Below are 15,281 nucleotides of genomic sequence, written 5' to 3' on the forward strand. Positions count from 1 at the left end.
TTGGGCGGGTGCAAATTACAACGATTGGCACCGGCAGAAAAATTGGAAAATCATGGTGGTTAATTTAAGCAAGCACTACTCCCTCCTCTGCGATTTCGTCAGCGAACTCCGCAATGTACAAATCCAGACAGACCGGATGCGGTTTCGCCGTAATTTGGAGCGCATAGGGGAAATAGCCGCTTATGAAATCAGCAAACACCTGGCACATGTACAGGTAGAAACGCCTACCCCCCTGGGAAGTTCCAATTGTAAATTACTGCAGGATCAACCTGTACTGGCCACTATTCTCCGGGCCGGACTCCCCCTCCACCAGGGACTGCTCAATTATTTTGATAAAGCTGACAATGCGTTTGTTTCCGCCTATCGGAAACACCATCCCGATGGCAGTTTCGAAATCAGTATGGAATATGTTTCAAGCCCGGAGCTGCAGGATCGTATTCTAATAATTTCTGATCCCATGATTGCTACCGGAGCCTCCCTGGTCAAAACCATCCAGGCATTGCGGGAAGAAGGTATCCCAAAAGAGGTACATATTGTATGTGCTATTGCATGTACCGTAGGAATTGAGTATGTTCACCGCAACGAACCCAATGTCAGGATCTGGTGTGGTGCCATCGACGAGGAATTAACTGCCAAAAGTTATATAGTTCCGGGCTTAGGCGATGCCGGTGATCTGGCTTATGGTACCAAACAACAGGTTTAATTCAAAATTATTACCTGCCATTGGTCATTTTTTGTATTTTACCTCTCCTATTATGAGAATTTTTGTTGGAATACTGCTGTTGGTGGGATTGAATGCGTCGCCTCTGTTTGCCCAGGATCCGCACTTTTCGCAATTTTTTGCGTCGCCTCTTACTTTAAACCCGGCTTATACAGGTAAATTTAATGGGGTAATCCGAGCTGCAGGAAATTATCGCGATCAGTGGCCTGCTATCAGTAAAGCCTTTGTTACCTCCACGCTTTCCCTGGATGCACCAATTATGAAAGGCCGACTCAACAATGATACCTGGGGCATTGGCGGTATGGCAATGACTGACCGCACTGCGAACGGCATCCTGACTTCCAACTATGTGGCATTTTCGACAGCCTACCATAAATCGCTGGATGAAGACGGATTTCATCAATTAGGACTTGGATTTCAGGGCGTTTATACCAGCAAACGGTTGGATGGCTCCCAATTAAATTTTGAAAATGAACTGGCACTGGACGGAACCTGGACCAACCCCAGCGGAGAAGCAGTTGACGGAACCCGAATTAATGTCAGTTATGTAGGTGTGAATGCCGGTTTATTATACAGTGGCTCCACCAATGGAGAAGATAATTTTTATTTCGGTGCTTCTGTCTACCATATCAATCGGCCAAAAGAAAATTTCACCAACGGATTTTATACACTGCAACCCAGGATTTCGGTTCATGGGGGTGGCTACCTGCCGGTTGGACAAACCACCACCCTGCATATGTCGGCACTGCACAGTCGTCAGGCCGGTGCATTTGAAACCCTCCTGGGAGGGGCGGTTGCCTTCAATCTGAACGAAGATTTTGAACGACCCACCGCATTTTATGCCGGCTCCTGGTATCGCTTCGGCGATGCGCTAATACCTTATATGGGTTTTGAATGGGCAGATTTTCGCCTGGGTATGACCTATGATGTGAATACTTCACAATTAAAAACAGCTTCCCAGAGGCGCGGAGGAATCGAGATCTCCCTGATTTATATCAAACGTCCATCGGATGGAGAGAAAGAGATTCCCTGTCCCAAATTTTAATGCACTTTACACCAGCAAAAACCTATACGGCAGGTCCTTATCTTCTTTCGCATAATCAATACCGATACGTGGGGTAATTTCAATTCTTTCGGGATGAAAACCATCCTCCCAGATTGTTATAGTATTCTCCAGCAAGATTCCGGTATGTAAAGTTGATATCCCCAATGCTTTTGACACCAAACCCGGTCCGGTAGCCAATTTGCCAGATGGAATAGGGTTTGGTTTATTCAATCTTTGCCGGATTTGCTCCTCGCCTTCCAAAGGTAAAATTCCTCTTATCAGCACGGCATGCGGAACATCCTTCACATTGGTGACAATATTAAATAAATGATGAATTCCATAACATAGATAGACATACGCAGTTCCGCCGTTTGCATACATGGTCTCTGTTCTGGCTGTTCGCCGGCCACCGAAGGCATGGGAAGCTTTATCGCTTACTCCCGCATAAGCTTCGGTTTCGCTAATCCGTCCACTGGTTAGCTTACCATCAAAGTCCGTTCGTATAATTTTTCCAATTAATAAACGCGCAATTTCCACCACATTGGTGCCTTCAAACCAGGAAAGCGGGAGTTTTGTCATCTTTTTGCGAATGGTCTAGGCTCAAAGTAATAAATTTAGGCGCTTAAACAACCCATATTGCTGAAAGAACTCATCATAGCTTTTGAATCCTTCTACAAAGCACACCACTTTATTGTACAGCATAAACTCTGGAGATGGATCATTATTCCGGGAGTCATTTATATGCTGCTCTTTATTACAGGCATGTATTTTTTTATCAGTTCTGCCAATGATGCGGTGAATTATCTCACCAATCTGATCGGAATTGACAGATGGTTACAGGAACAAAAAAGTGGAATCCTAAGTTTTCTATTCATGATGGGTGGCATTATGGTACAGGTGCTGCTGGTATTTTTCTATTTTTCCTTTTTCAAATTTTTCTTTCTGATAGTTGGTTCACCTGTATTTGCCTATCTAAGTGAAAAAACAGAATCCATATTGGAAGGCCGTGAATTTCCTTTCAGCTTTCAACAGTTGATGAAGGATATCGTTCGGGGCATAAAATTGGCGCTTCGCAACCTGCTCTGGCAAACGGTTTATACCATCTCTATTTTATTACTTTCCTTTATTCCGATAATAGGCTGGATAAGTCCGCTGATCTCACTTTTTGTCGAATGTTATTATTATGGTTTCTCCATGGTGGATTATAGCTGTGAACGAAGAAAATTATCTCCAACGGAAAGCATCCGTTTTATCAGCGATCATAAAGGATTAGCAATCGGAAACGGGTTGCTGTTTTACCTGATGCATACCATCCCTTTTGTTGGCTGGATGCTGGCGCCTTCCTATGCTGTAATCGCCGCAACACTTAGTATTCGCGAAATGGATAAAAAATAACTATGGCCAGTTCAGCTCTTGGTTCTGTTTACCTGATTCCCTGTTACCTGGATGAAGATCACCTGGAAGTGATACCGGCTTATGTGTTGGAAGCAGCTCAGCAATGTCAGGTTTTTTTTGTGGAGAATGAACGTACTTCCCGTCGTTTTCTGAAAAAACTATGGAAGGAAATGATCATCGATAATTATGACTGGTACACGATCCATAAAGCAGAACAGGATGTGAAGGACCAGTTCCGCCAACAATTACAGCGGGGAAAAAATATAGGAATTCTGAGCGAAGCCGGATGCCCGGGAGTGGCGGATCCCGGACAAATTTTGATTGCCGTTGCGCAACAGATGGGTGCTCCGGTGAAACCGCTGGTTGGACCGAATTCCATTTTACTCGGGCTCATGGCAAGTGGTCTAAACGGACAGCAGTTTCAATTTCATGGATACCTGCCCATTGATGCAGCACAACGAAATAAATTATTAAAAGAACTGGAACAGGAAACGATCAAATCCGGTTCCACGCAGATATTTATTGAAACCCCCTACCGCAATACTGCTTTGCTGGACGCCATTTTGCAGCATTGCCGACCTGAGACCCGGTTATGTATTGCCGTAGATATCACCGGCACCAATGAAAGCATTCAGACCCGAACCCTTCGCGACTGGCAAAAAAATAAGCCGGAGCTGCATAAGCGTCCGGCTGTATTTCTGTTAGGGTCTTAACTTATTGGGTATTGTGCACCTTGGGTTTAATTGATTTTTCTTCCGGCTGACCATTCATTGATAAAATACTATCCACTATATATTTGGTATTGCCTCTCCAGGGCAAGGCACCGAGGTACTCTTTGTAGTGCAGATCAAATTGTTTTCCGCTGTTTTCCATCAAGGTGGTGGCAATCTGTGCATTCTCCACTGAAAATTCAAACTCATAGGACTGGATACTACCAGCGATGCCTCCACGAAAGCCGCTTTGAATCAGTTTTCCTTCATAGGTTTTGAAGATGTATCCCTTTTTTACTACGAAATTTAATTCGCCTGATTTTACGCCTTCACCAAAGACCCAGTAAAAGCGCCAGTAAAATAATCCCGCCCCAATTACGACCAAAGCAATAATGACAATTGTGAAAAACCTGCCCATAGTGTTGTTTTAATTATATATGAAAATAATCATAATCCATATTTGTCGATCATATAAATCAACAAAGCCATATTTAAAGCACCCAGGTCCATTTCTCTTTTGTTGACTGCTTCAAAAACATCGTTGCGGGCATGGTGCAGATCGAAGTAGCGGGAGCCATCCGGACTTAACCCGGCCAATGGAGTTCCCAATGCACGGTTAAGCGGACCAATATCAGCGCCCCCGCCTCCATTCGCAAACTGGTAGACGCCATAGGGAACAAACAGGGGTACCCATTCCCGGATTTTTTCCAGTCTTGCTTTTTCAAGGGTAAACCCGAAAGAACGTGGTGTAAATCCGCCTGCATCACTTTCCAGGGCAAAAACATGTTTTTCAGCCCTGGTTTTTGCTTCCTGCGCATATTGATTACCACCTCTGAGCCCATTTTCTTCGTTGGCAAACAGCACAACCCGGATGGTATGCCGGGGTTTGTACCCCATTGCCTTCATAGCCCGGATCACTTCAATGGACTGAACGCAACCCGTTCCGTCATCGTGTGCCCCTTCGGCTGGGTCCCAGCTATCGAGGTGGCCACCAACTGTAATAAATTGGTCTGGAAATTCAGAACCGGTTAATTCGCCGATTATATTATGGCCGGTTGCATCGGGCTTGAAATGAGCCATGCTCTTGTAATAAACCTGTATAGACTGGCCAGCCTTCAATGCCGCAATCAACTTATCCGCATCCTTCAGGCCCATGGCAGCAGCCGGAATTTTCGGATAGGCGCTGTCGTAAGAAGTTGTTCCGGTATGCGGATGATTATCATTGGCCGTGGCTGTAACGGATCGGATCAGGATAGCAGCTGCTCCGTATTTGGCTGCCCTGCTCGGTCCGGCCCTGCGATAGGAACCTGATTCTCCATAGGATTGTCCCACTGACAGGTTTTTCGGATCGAACACATTATTAAATACAACGATGGCACCCTTCACTTCATCCTTCCGCTTTTCGAGCTCATCAAAATTTTCAATCAGGACCGCTTTTTTCAATAAGCCATTCTTACCAGTACCCATGGAGTTTCCCAGGGCAAGGATATCAAGTGGGACCTTCACTTTTTTACCGGCAGCATCCGTATACTGATACCAGGCTTCGTCCTTTCCTCCTCTGTCCCAATGTGGAACCTGTACCGCCTGCTTCCAAACCTTATCGGCGCCGGCCGCCTGCAGGGCTTTTTCGGCCCAGGCTTCCGATTTGTACATGCCAGGTGATCCGGCAAGGCGGGGTCCCACGGATTTACAAAGTACCCGGAGACTTTCATATGCTGCGGAAGAGCTTAAAACATCATCTGCCATCCTGCGAAAAAAAAGGGAATCGGTCTGAAATTCAGCTGATTGTGCTTCCGCTTTGGGCATTAATCCAACCAGAAAAACTAAGAGAACAAAACAAACAAATCTATTCATGTAGGTGTTTTTTTAAAATTACCTAAACATTTTAAACCAGTACCTTCACATCGAAGTATTTAAATTATGCGTATAGGAATCGTATGTTACCCAACCTTTGGCGGAAGTGGAGTATTGGCAACAGAACTTGGAAAAGCCCTTGCAGATAAGGGACATCAGGTACATTTTATCACCTACCAGCAGCCAGTTAGATTAAATGAATTCAATGCGAATATATTTTATCATGAGGTAAGGGTACCAACCTATCCTCTGTTCGATTATCCGCCCTACGAAACAGCGCTGGCCAGCACCATGGTGGATGTGATTACAAATAATAAACTGGATTTGCTGCATGTTCATTATGCCATCCCACATGCCTCGGCTGCCTATATGGCGAAACAAATCCTAATAAAATCGGGCATAAATATTCCAGTGGTAACAACACTTCACGGAACGGATATCACCCTGGTGGGCCGTGATAAAACCTATGCACCGGTGGTTACTTTTTCCATCAATGAGAGCGATGCCATCACCGCCGTTTCGGATAATCTCCGTACGGAAACCTTTAAATGGTTCAAGATTGAAAAGGAGATTGAAGTCATTCACAACTTTGTGGATGTTGGGCGTTTCCGTCGCAAGGGGATTGATGCATTCCGGCGTGTCATCGCGCCCAATGGCGAGCGGATCCTGATGCATGCATCCAATTTCCGCAAGATCAAACGGATTGATGATGTGGTTCGGATTTTTGCCAATGTGGTGAAGAAAGTACCGAGTAAATTGTTGTTTGTGGGGGATGGTCCTGAGCGCCCCGGTGCTGAAAGTCTGGCTCGGGAGCTCGGTATCTGTGATCATATCCGTTTTGTAGGCAAACAGGAGCAGATGGAAGAAATCATGGCCATTGCAGACCTGTTTTTATTGACCTCAGATTACGAAAGTTTTGGACTGGTTGCATTGGAAGCGATGGCTGCCGGTGTTCCGGTTATTTCCACCAATGCAGGCGGTTTGCCGGAAATTAATATTCATGGCGAAACCGGTTACCTGAGTAATATCGGCGATGTGGAAGATATGAGCCGTCATGCCATTGATCTGCTGAGTAACCAACCCTTGCTTGATCAGTTCAAGGAAAACGCCAAAGCGCAGAGTGATCGCTTCGACATCCACTTCATTGTTCCTCAATACGAAGCCCTTTACGAAAAATGCCTTGAACCCTCACCCGTCGGGTAACATATCTCACCCGCCGGGTGGCACCCGGCGGGTGAGATATGTTATTTATGGAGCCAGAGTTCGGGGTTGAGGTTGACACGGTCATCGTTGGTGATGATGAACTCCAGTTCACCGCGACCTGAGTCTTTTTCCTCGAGACGTCCAATCAATTGGCCGGTCTTTACTTTTTCTCCTTTGCTGACTGTTACTTTAGAAAGATTACTATAGGTTGTGAAATACTTACCATGTTTGATAATCACGGCCTGGATGGTACCAATTGAAAAAATCGCGGACACTTCACCATCAAAAACCGCTTTAATGGAACTGTTGGCCTCCGCTTCAATTGTGATACCTTCATTATCGTAAACAACACTTAACCCTTCATATTTATTGGGACCAAATTTCATCGCCACCCGGCCGGAACTCACCGGCCATGGAAGTCCGCCTTTGTTTTTCTCAAAATTATCGGAAGCCAGTTTAACCTCGGCGCGTGTATCGAGCACATCATAGGACCGGGCTGGTGCAGCTGGTTTTTCTTCCACCGGTTTTGCTGCGGGCTTCGCAGCGGCCGTACTACTGCTGCCTTCCTCTTTTTTAGCAGCTGCAGCTGCTGTAGCTGCCGCTTTCTTTGCAGCATCTTCTTTCGCTTTCCGCTCTTTTTCAATTGCAGCAAGACGTTTTTTCTCCGCTTCAATTTCCCTTTTAATGGCAGCAGAAATAGCTGCTTTCAATTTATTATCCTGCTTTCGCTTAGCAGTCATATCCTTTAATAATTCCTTCTCCTGTCCTTTGATCTTACTTACCACTGCATTTTTCTCCGCACGCTCTTCCGCCAGCACTTTAAATTGTTTATTCTGTTCGTCCAATACCGAACTTTTTTCCTTTTTGCTCAGATTGAGGTTGCTGATCTTTTGTTCCAACTGGGTTTGTGTATTGGCAATATTGGCAGCCTGCTGTTCGCGATAAGCCCGATAGGATTTCAAATAGGCCATCCGCTTCAGGGCATCATTAAAGGAACCCGCGCTGAATATGAAATTTACAAAATCGTAATTGCTGCGATTCTTATAGGCATACACTACACTTTTTTCGTATTGAATTTTCAGGGTATCCAGCTCTGCGCGTAATTTTACAATATCCCTCCAGCTTTGGTTGATATCCCCCTGGATCAGGTTGATCTGCTGGTTGATATTTTTAATCTGAGACTCCCTAAGCCGCAGTTTTTTCTGCACCAGGTTCAGCTCAGCCAGACTTTTTCGTTTGTACTTGTTGGTTTCGGCCAGCTGTTTTTTGAGGTCATCTATTTCCCGTTGAATTTCGGCCTGCTGTTTTTTCAGATCGGAGCTGCTGCTTTGTGCGTAACTGCCCATGCTGCAGGCCACAATCAACAGAAGTATCCAGATTTTTTTTATCATGCTGTTCAATTGGAAGTTGGAATGTTTCAAATATATAAACTCCAACGTTTATTGAACGGTATAATTCTTTGGAATTGTAAAAGGATAGCTTAAACTTTCGTTAAAGGCATATTGTTTGAACTCCATCTGTACGTCTATTTTAGCTTTCTCCGTAAAACTCATTTTACGATAGGTCGCAAATGGAATTCCACCCTGACCGCTATAATTGGAAAAACTGAGATCGGCCGTGCGATTACGGCGCAGGTTCTGATCATCCAGCTTGATATGTTGCAATAAATAATTCTCCACCCCAATAGTAATCAGATTTTTAAACAGATCGCCCATACTCAGTAAACTAATTGTTTCAGGCCCTTTCCGATACGAAACAATATTGGAATCCAGGAACAGCGGATTCCCGATTATCAATTCCTGAACCGATTTGAAATCAAATGGAATCTGGGCCACTTCTTCCAGGTATTTCACGGAGCGCAGCTGCACCACTTTATCCTGTTTGTTGATGAGTTTCAAACTATCGGGTGTAATCAAAATGCGAAATGCTTCATAACTGAAAACCGTTGCATTTACTGATAACCAGATGATGCTATCCTTTTGCATTCGCACAAACACCGTAAGATCGGGCCCTTTACCATCCTTATCCCAATATTCCACCTTCATTTTTGCACTGAAGGTTTTATAATCGATTGTATTGGATGCCAACTTGCTATATACTTCCCTGATATATCGTAAGGAATCTTCATGCGCGCCCGCCAGAATGGTTGTTTGAGCTGTATCTTTTTTGGCGATTACCGTATTAATTTTTTTTGTAGCCCGACAACCAATTGCGGTTATTCCAATCAAAACTGCTGCTATATAAACGAGTTGCTTCATGCCTTATGCTTTACCGGTATGCCCGAACCCACCGGCATTCCGTTCTGTTGAAGATAATATTTCTACAGGAACCCAGCTCACCTGTTGAACAGACTGTATAACCATCTGGGCTATACGATCACCTGGAGCTATTAGCTGAATTTCATTGGAGAGATTAATCAGAATCACTTTAATCTCCCCCCGGTAGTCTGCATCAATCGTGCCGGGGGTATTTAAACAGGTAATTCCCTGTTTGATGGCCAATCCGCTGCGGGGCCGGATCTGTGCTTCAAAACCATTGGGTAATTCCATATACAATCCGGTAGGCACCAGGGTTCTTTCCAATGGTTGAAGGGAAATCGGATCCGTAATATTCGCCCTTAAATCCATTCCTGCTGATCCGGTGGTTGCATAGGCTGGTAAATCAAAAGCCGATTCATTTTTAATTTTAACCGGCAATTTTGCTTTTGTGATTTCATCCAACAATACTGTTGCGTAGGCCACCAGTCCCTCTTCCCGCCCTACAAATCCCATCGTTTCCGTAGTGGTGGCTTTTATTGAAACTGCACCTGTCCCAATTCCCAAGATTCCGGCAATGGTTTCCTGCATAGCCGTTACATAGGGTTTGATTTTCGGTTTCTCCAGGGTCAGTGAACTATCCACATTTATAACGCGATAGCCTTTCTCACCAATCAGCTCCACACATTTGGCCAGCAATTTTTTACTATCTATATCTTTATAAGCCGGATCCGTATTGGGGAAATGAATGCCAATATCGCCCAATGCCAATGCACCCAGCATTGCATCACAGATCGCATGTAACAAAACATCCGCATCACTATGTCCAAGCGCCCCTTTTGTATGCGGGATGGCCACTCCGCCCAAAAAAAGTTCCCGTCCTTCTACCAACTGATGAAAATCAATGCCGAAACCAAGTTTATATGTACTGTTCATTGGATCAAAATTAAAATTTATAGTGAAGGAGGCGAAGAAGGTGAAGGAGGTGAAGGAGGTGAAGAAGGTGAAAAGTGAAAGGTGAATGGTGAATGGTGAATGGTGAATTAGGTGAATGGGCAATGGTGAAAGTTGAATTGGCTTATTTCCCCCTTTTCTCCTTTGTCTCCCTTTGTCTCCTTTTTCTCCCTTTGTCTCCTTTTTCTCCCTTTTCTCCCTTAAAAAAAATCGTCCCGCAAAGATGCAGGACGATTCTTATAATTCGATCTAAAAATTTATTGAAGCCTGGCTTATCGCCAGTACGCAATTTATTCGCTGCTGGTTTGAGCCAGATCAAATACCAGGCTGAAACGCAGGGTATTCGACAAAGGATTCTGGTTTACACCGGAACCGGAAGGAACTATATAACTGAAGTTCAGGCCGAAAACATTGTAACGGATGCCTGCACCCAGTGTGAAATATTTACGATTCCCCTTGGTTTTATCTTCATAGAAATAACCGGCACGTAAAGCAAACTGATCCTGGTACCAGTATTCAGCACCTGTAGAAACGGTAAACTCACGCAATTCCTCGCTAAATCCACCCGGCGCATCACCAAAAGAGCTGATCCAGCTTCCAACAACTGCTTTGTTCCGATAATTCGCCAATCCGGCTGAATCACCCACATTCGGCGGAGTAGGAACCAGTAATTTATTAAGATCCATTCCTACAGTAATCTTATTGTCTTCGTCAAATACTTTGGTATAGGCTACACCCAATCCAAGATTGGCGGGAATAAAATCTTTTTGAGTTGCATCCGATGTGTATCCGATTTTGGTACCCAGGTTGGTTAAGGTTGCACCGGCACTGAATCCATTACCCGCCTCATTTTTACCATTGTAATAGAAGCTTAGATCACCCGCTACTGCATTACCAGCTTTGTAGGTATTTCCATCAATGGTTTGTCCGGCAGCCAGATTGGAATAGATGTATCGCAATGCTATACCCAAACCAACTTTCTCTGATAATTTACGTGAATAGCCAACATCAAAGCCCCACTCTCTGGGACGGCCTTCACTGAATACGTTTCCTAAATTATCAGTGAACTGAATGCTACCCAGATTAAAATAGCGCAGTGTTGTTGAAATTGCCTGATCATCATCCAATTTATAATAACCACTGAGTGAACCCAGGAATACATCATTCAACCCAAGGCGCTTTAACCAGGGAGTATAGGTCATTCCAACCTGAAATTTGCTCTCATTAAAAGGCGTTTTGGCCAGGTTCCAGAAAGGTGAATTCACATCCGGTGAGGTGGCAATACCAACTTCACCCATACCACCGGCGCGGGCATCCGGAGAAATTCTAAGAAAAGGAACAGCTGTTGTTACCACGTTAATCGGCTGCACATCCTGAGCTACCGCTTCATTCACCGCAATGGTACCCAGCAAAAACGACAGGACCAGTTTTAGGGACTTTTGTCTCATTGTATTGAATCTTTCATGTTTAAATCGGGAAACGGCCGGGAACAGGCCCACAGAATAAATAATTTACCCATGAGAGGCATGGAATGCCAGGACGTTTCAGTAATTAGTTCGGGTAAATTTTCTCTATAAGCGGCGAAAATAGTTAATAATAAATATAAATGTTTATAATCTGATCAATTGCCTGGAATGAACAGCTGTTTGTCCGTCGCGCAAACGGAGTATCAGCCGGTAAACATAGACTCCCGGGGGCACCGGAAATCCTTTTTCATTCTTTCCATTCCAATCCATGTAGGAACGGTTTCCATTGGCAATTATTGTACCGTTTATTATTTTCAGTAACTGTCCCTGTAGTGAAAAAAGCTCAATGGATGCCTCCATCGGCACTTCTTTCTGATTATGTGAAAACACAAAGCGAACGGCCCCTGTGGAGGGATTTGGCCAAACGCCGAGCTGCTCTACTACCAGTGAGGTTGCCGCCCGAACCCGAAACTCAAGGGAAGTTTCCGAGCTGTTATTCAGCAAATCCCAGGCTTTAACCCGAAGCCGATGCCTTCCTTCCGGTAATGCAGGCAATTGAAACCGCAGCCTGCCCGACTGGTAGGTATCCGCATCCGCCTCAAAAAAAGCATTCAGGTTCAGCGGCTCATTCGTATTATCATCCAGCACAAGCGTGATATCATGCCCAAATCCACTACCCAACACATTGATTCCGGAACTATCCGCCAATTGCAAGAATAAAACCGGCCGGTCCCGAACCAGGTCACCCGATCGGAACAGGGTATCATTCAAATGAGCCAGGATGGATGGCCCTTCGGTATCAACCGGTGGTGGTGCCGAGCCGGCAATACTCAACTCGCTGAATCCTCCCTGCGCATCCGTTACACTATCCATTGCATAATACTGGATCCGGAATTTGCCTTCCTGATAATTAATATCACGGGGGATGAAAAACGAAAATTCGAATATCCCATCGGTTACCCTTGCCTGTCCCCGAAACAGGGCCCGATCCTGAACCGGAAAACGGATAACCGGACTGGAGGGATCATTTCCCAAGGTCTGCTTTTCATAGGGCTGATCCAGTACCACCGGAAAGACCCAGCCATTAAAACCGGTCAGCAGCTGTCCGTTTCGGTCAGCTATTTGCCCCTTTACCCTTACCTCCTCCAGCGCTTTCAGCGTATCAACTCCTTCCGTTACCAACCGATCATTAATATGGGTTGTTAACACCTGGTGTTCGGGGAACGACAGGGTTAAAGCAGGATCGCCCAACAGTGTAAATTTCAAATTATTAAAGATATCCCCTGAGTTGGCATAGGTGCGATTTTTTGCTTCTCTGGCAGCTTCCCCCAGCGTCCGGTACCGTCCATTCGGAAGCCGCTCCAATGCCGCCTGCATATAATTTGAATTCAGGATCCGGTTACTATAGGCAAAAACCAGGCGGGTGGTTGTCATCAGTGCAATAGCGCCAGCCTTGGGTTTGGTAAGCAGGTATTCTCCAAGTGATTCAATAGTGGGATTATCATAGGGTGCAAAATCACAGGTAGCAGTCACAAAGAGTGGGAGCCGGCCATTTTGCTGCCATCCGTCTACAATGGATTGCTCCAAAATAACCTCATCTGCCAGGCGCCGAAAGCCACCGTGACCGGTATAATTCCAGATCAGGGTTCCTTTTTGCATCTGGTCGCTGATGGCCTGGTTTACCTGCGGATACCGGCTTCCGGAAGCATTGCTTTCCTGTGGAAAAGCATCCAGGTAGATTTTCTGTTGCAGAAACCGGTCATTGGTACTGGCCGCGAGTTGGGTAATTCCCTCCATATCCTGCAGGTGCAGGTTGCCGTCTTCATCATCTGCGATAAAAGTCAGTTCATTCCGCCAGGTTCCACGGCCGGAGGGTTCCTTATAAGCCATCAGTTTATCAATATAAGCATTGGCTGCGGCTACTGTAGCTACCGGAATTCTGCCAATTGAAATATCCAGCAGATTCGTTTGCAATCCGCCGTTGATATCTTCCACATCATCCAGAAATCCAAAAAAATCATCACTTACATAGGTGCTTAGTGGATCCAGCGAAAAACTGCTTTGATAGGAAGGGATGCCCGGCAGACTGCCTTCGATTCTGTTTTTAGGATCAAAGGAGGCATCACCGAAAAGCAGGAGGTAGGCCGGCCGTTGGCTGCTATCGCCTTCGGAACGGTCAAAAAACATTTTAACGAAATCACGAATAGCAGCAGGGTCAGGAATACCAGCAGAAAATTCATGGTAAACCTGTTCAACTGGTACCACCAGGCTATTCATCCCATCCTGCAACTGATGCCAGCTGGCGAGACGCTGAGCGGGCTGCTCAAGTCCGGCTGCCGAAATAATCAGCAATTGGGGAGCTTCAACCCCATGCAGGTTTTGATTGGGGATTGGCTGGATTCGAATTGGTGCGGGCAGGCTCGCTTCCGGATTGAATATCAGGTATTCTTCCGGGTTTTCATGCAAGTCGGTAAACACAAGCGTATTGCCGATTAGCTGGGTGCGCATCCTTTCCGGCGAAAGGGCCTCAGAAATTTTCCAAACTTCCAGGGAAGCCGCCGCATTCGAAATTTCATATCGGGCTATTCTATCAGGTCCCATCCCCTCCCAGGTTCTGAAATCAACTGCCTGTGGGATCCATTCCAGTCTGCAATCAGCCAGTACTTCAAATCGATTCACCCAGCCAATGGCCGAACTGTTGGTTGACCCAAAACGAATGCTCAGGTTGAGGTTGGTTGTTGGCTGAAATTCCGTCACCAGGCTGCTTTCCCGGGCAAAAAGATCAAAACTGGAGGAACTGACGGGTGCTATGGTATGGGTTTCGATAACGGCACCATTTGCTGAAAAATCAAAACCGGCCGTTGCTCCAACCGACCGGGCGGCAACAGTTGATGCAAATCTTGCACGGCGATTGGGAACAAGAGCAGGAAGGGGAATGCTCAGGTTCAGTGACTGTGGCGATTCAGCCAGAAATCGCTCCCCATACCATTCCTGTCCGCCTGAGAGAAGATTAAACTGATCGGTTTCATGCCAGTAACGATATTGGTAGGAGGTAATGGTATGTGTTGGAGAGCCTGCATCCGGCCCGGTTTGAATTCGTTTTCCGGTACCGCCTGTAGTTATATAATGATAGGCTGTGTCAGAGTAGATATTTATACGGTGCCTGAACCCTTTTACTGCAGGATCTGTTACCCAGTTATGGGGACCGGAAGAATAAAACAGCAGGTAATCGCCGGATTGAAACTGGCCATCGCCACCGTCCTGGACCCAAATGGAGAGTTCGGTGAGGTCATCCGTGTAGGAACCACCAGCAGATTCGGTAAGTTTTCCACCGGGGCGCCCAAAAATTCGTACCTGATCAGCCGGAATAGGAAGGGAAAATCCCATAGACTGAAGGGCTGCACCATCAATTTTGTAGATGCCTGGTTCGGTGGTACCTACCTGAAACCAGTTACCGCCGGCCAACACAGATTGATTGGTATAGGTTCGCTGGGCAGGAAGTGGCAGAGCCCCTGTTACCAGGTAAAAAAAGAGTACTAAACGAAGGAAAGCCGGCATGGTAGGTCAAAAATAATATAAAGCCGTACGGATTTAAGATTTTGGCAAGAGTATTGATTGGTTTATCTGATTATATTCGCATTTGGTCGAAGGAAATAACACAATAATAGATAAACTGTC

The 15,281-nt window shown here is 45.6% G+C and carries 13 protein-coding genes and 1 pseudogene; 5 read left to right on the forward strand and 9 right to left on the reverse strand.

Annotated elements, in window-relative coordinates:
• Window positions 1–52 precede the first annotated feature (52 nt).
• Together upp and B2746_RS00905 are read left to right on the forward strand one after the other, a co-directional pair.
• Entirely contained in the window at window positions 53–703 is a 651-nt protein-coding gene (gene upp, locus B2746_RS00900; RefSeq protein WP_290789879.1) for a uracil phosphoribosyltransferase, read from the forward strand.
• A 52-nt stretch (window positions 704–755) separates the two neighbouring features.
• Window positions 756–1,766, forward strand: a complete 1,011-nt coding sequence (locus B2746_RS00905; protein WP_290789881.1) for a PorP/SprF family type IX secretion system membrane protein — start codon at window positions 756–758, stop codon at window positions 1,764–1,766.
• A 6-nt stretch (window positions 1,767–1,772) separates the two neighbouring features.
• On the opposite strand, the gene B2746_RS00910 is transcribed toward B2746_RS00905, so the two are convergent.
• A complete protein-coding gene (locus tag B2746_RS00910; RefSeq protein ID WP_290789884.1) occupies window positions 1,773–2,345 on the reverse strand; it encodes a DNA-3-methyladenine glycosylase in 573 nt (190 codons plus the stop codon).
• Window positions 2,346–2,402: 57 nt separating this feature from the next.
• Between B2746_RS00910 and B2746_RS00915 the strand changes: the two genes are divergently transcribed.
• Window positions 2,403–3,161 carry an EI24 domain-containing protein gene (locus B2746_RS00915; RefSeq protein WP_290789886.1) on the forward strand — a complete coding sequence of 253 codons (759 nt, stop codon included), beginning with the start codon at window positions 2,403–2,405 and terminating at the stop codon, window positions 3,159–3,161.
• A 2-nt stretch (window positions 3,162–3,163) separates the two neighbouring features.
• On the forward strand, window positions 3,164–3,874 hold the full coding sequence (locus B2746_RS00920) for an SAM-dependent methyltransferase (RefSeq protein ID WP_290789888.1): 711 nt from the start codon (window positions 3,164–3,166) through the stop codon (window positions 3,872–3,874).
• 1 nt (window position 3,875) lies between these two features.
• Here B2746_RS00920 and B2746_RS00925 read toward each other — a convergent pair whose 3' ends face one another.
• Together B2746_RS00925 and B2746_RS00930 are read right to left on the reverse strand one after the other, a co-directional pair.
• Window positions 3,876–4,289, reverse strand: a complete 414-nt coding sequence (locus B2746_RS00925; protein WP_290789890.1) for a hypothetical protein — start codon at window positions 4,287–4,289, stop codon at window positions 3,876–3,878.
• A 29-nt stretch (window positions 4,290–4,318) separates the two neighbouring features.
• Window positions 4,319–5,725 (reverse strand): M20/M25/M40 family metallo-hydrolase, encoded by a 1,407-nt coding sequence (locus tag B2746_RS00930; protein ID WP_290789892.1) that lies wholly within the window; start codon window positions 5,723–5,725, stop codon window positions 4,319–4,321.
• A gap of 66 nt (window positions 5,726–5,791) precedes the next feature.
• On the opposite strand from B2746_RS00930, the gene bshA reads away from it, so the two are divergent.
• The gene (gene bshA, locus B2746_RS00935; RefSeq protein ID WP_290789894.1) at window positions 5,792–6,928 is read left to right on the forward strand and encodes an N-acetyl-alpha-D-glucosaminyl L-malate synthase BshA; all 1,137 of its coding nucleotides are present in this window, start codon (window positions 5,792–5,794) and stop codon (window positions 6,926–6,928) included.
• Window positions 6,929–6,969: 41 nt separating this feature from the next.
• Here bshA and B2746_RS00940 read toward each other — a convergent pair whose 3' ends face one another.
• From B2746_RS00940 to porU, 6 genes and pseudogenes are all read right to left on the reverse strand, one after another.
• Complete coding sequence (locus B2746_RS00940) at window positions 6,970–8,319, reverse strand: murein hydrolase activator EnvC family protein (RefSeq protein ID WP_290789896.1); 1,350 nt, start codon at window positions 8,317–8,319, stop codon at window positions 6,970–6,972.
• A 48-nt stretch (window positions 8,320–8,367) separates the two neighbouring features.
• Complete coding sequence (locus B2746_RS00945) at window positions 8,368–9,186, reverse strand: DUF4292 domain-containing protein (RefSeq protein ID WP_290789898.1); 819 nt, start codon at window positions 9,184–9,186, stop codon at window positions 8,368–8,370.
• A gap of 3 nt (window positions 9,187–9,189) precedes the next feature.
• Window positions 9,190–9,639, reverse strand: a complete 450-nt coding sequence (gene dut / locus B2746_RS22740) for a dUTP diphosphatase (protein ID WP_414655274.1) — start codon at window positions 9,637–9,639, stop codon at window positions 9,190–9,192.
• Between the two features lie 6 nt (window positions 9,640–9,645).
• Window positions 9,646–10,119 (reverse strand): annotated as a pseudogene (gene ispF / locus B2746_RS22745) (2-C-methyl-D-erythritol 2,4-cyclodiphosphate synthase); the annotation flags it as partial.
• A gap of 308 nt (window positions 10,120–10,427) precedes the next feature.
• Complete coding sequence (gene porV / locus B2746_RS00955; RefSeq protein ID WP_290789903.1) at window positions 10,428–11,585, reverse strand: type IX secretion system outer membrane channel protein PorV; 1,158 nt, start codon at window positions 11,583–11,585, stop codon at window positions 10,428–10,430.
• Window positions 11,586–11,747: 162 nt separating this feature from the next.
• Window positions 11,748–15,161, reverse strand: coding sequence for a type IX secretion system sortase PorU (gene porU / locus B2746_RS00960; protein ID WP_290789905.1), 3,414 nt, complete (start codon window positions 15,159–15,161; stop codon window positions 11,748–11,750).
• Window positions 15,162–15,281: the final 120 nt, after the last annotated feature.

Origin of the sequence: Flavihumibacter sp. UBA7668, from assembly GCF_002483205.1 — a bacterium.
GTDB lineage: Bacteria > Bacteroidota > Bacteroidia > Chitinophagales > Chitinophagaceae > Flavihumibacter.

Excerpts from the sequence above, each read along its gene's own strand:
- upp (WP_290789879.1), top strand. The coding sequence starts at position 53 with ATGGTGGTTAATTTAAGCAAGCACTACTCCCTCCTCTGCGATTTCGTC.
- B2746_RS00905 (WP_290789881.1), top strand. The coding sequence starts at position 756 with ATGAGAATTTTTGTTGGAATACTGCTGTTGGTGGGATTGAATGCGTCG.
- B2746_RS00910 (WP_290789884.1), bottom strand. The coding sequence starts at position 2,345 with ATGACAAAACTCCCGCTTTCCTGGTTTGAAGGCACCAATGTGGTGGAA.
- B2746_RS00920 (WP_290789888.1), top strand. The coding sequence starts at position 3,164 with ATGGCCAGTTCAGCTCTTGGTTCTGTTTACCTGATTCCCTGTTACCTG.
- B2746_RS00925 (WP_290789890.1), bottom strand. The coding sequence starts at position 4,289 with ATGGGCAGGTTTTTCACAATTGTCATTATTGCTTTGGTCGTAATTGGG.
- B2746_RS00930 (WP_290789892.1), bottom strand. The coding sequence starts at position 5,725 with ATGAATAGATTTGTTTGTTTTGTTCTCTTAGTTTTTCTGGTTGGATTA.
- bshA (WP_290789894.1), top strand. The coding sequence starts at position 5,792 with ATGCGTATAGGAATCGTATGTTACCCAACCTTTGGCGGAAGTGGAGTA.
- B2746_RS00940 (WP_290789896.1), bottom strand. The coding sequence starts at position 8,319 with ATGATAAAAAAAATCTGGATACTTCTGTTGATTGTGGCCTGCAGCATG.
- B2746_RS00945 (WP_290789898.1), bottom strand. The coding sequence starts at position 9,186 with ATGAAGCAACTCGTTTATATAGCAGCAGTTTTGATTGGAATAACCGCA.
- porV (WP_290789903.1), bottom strand. The coding sequence starts at position 11,585 with ATGAGACAAAAGTCCCTAAAACTGGTCCTGTCGTTTTTGCTGGGTACC.
- porU (WP_290789905.1), bottom strand. The coding sequence starts at position 15,161 with ATGCCGGCTTTCCTTCGTTTAGTACTCTTTTTTTACCTGGTAACAGGG.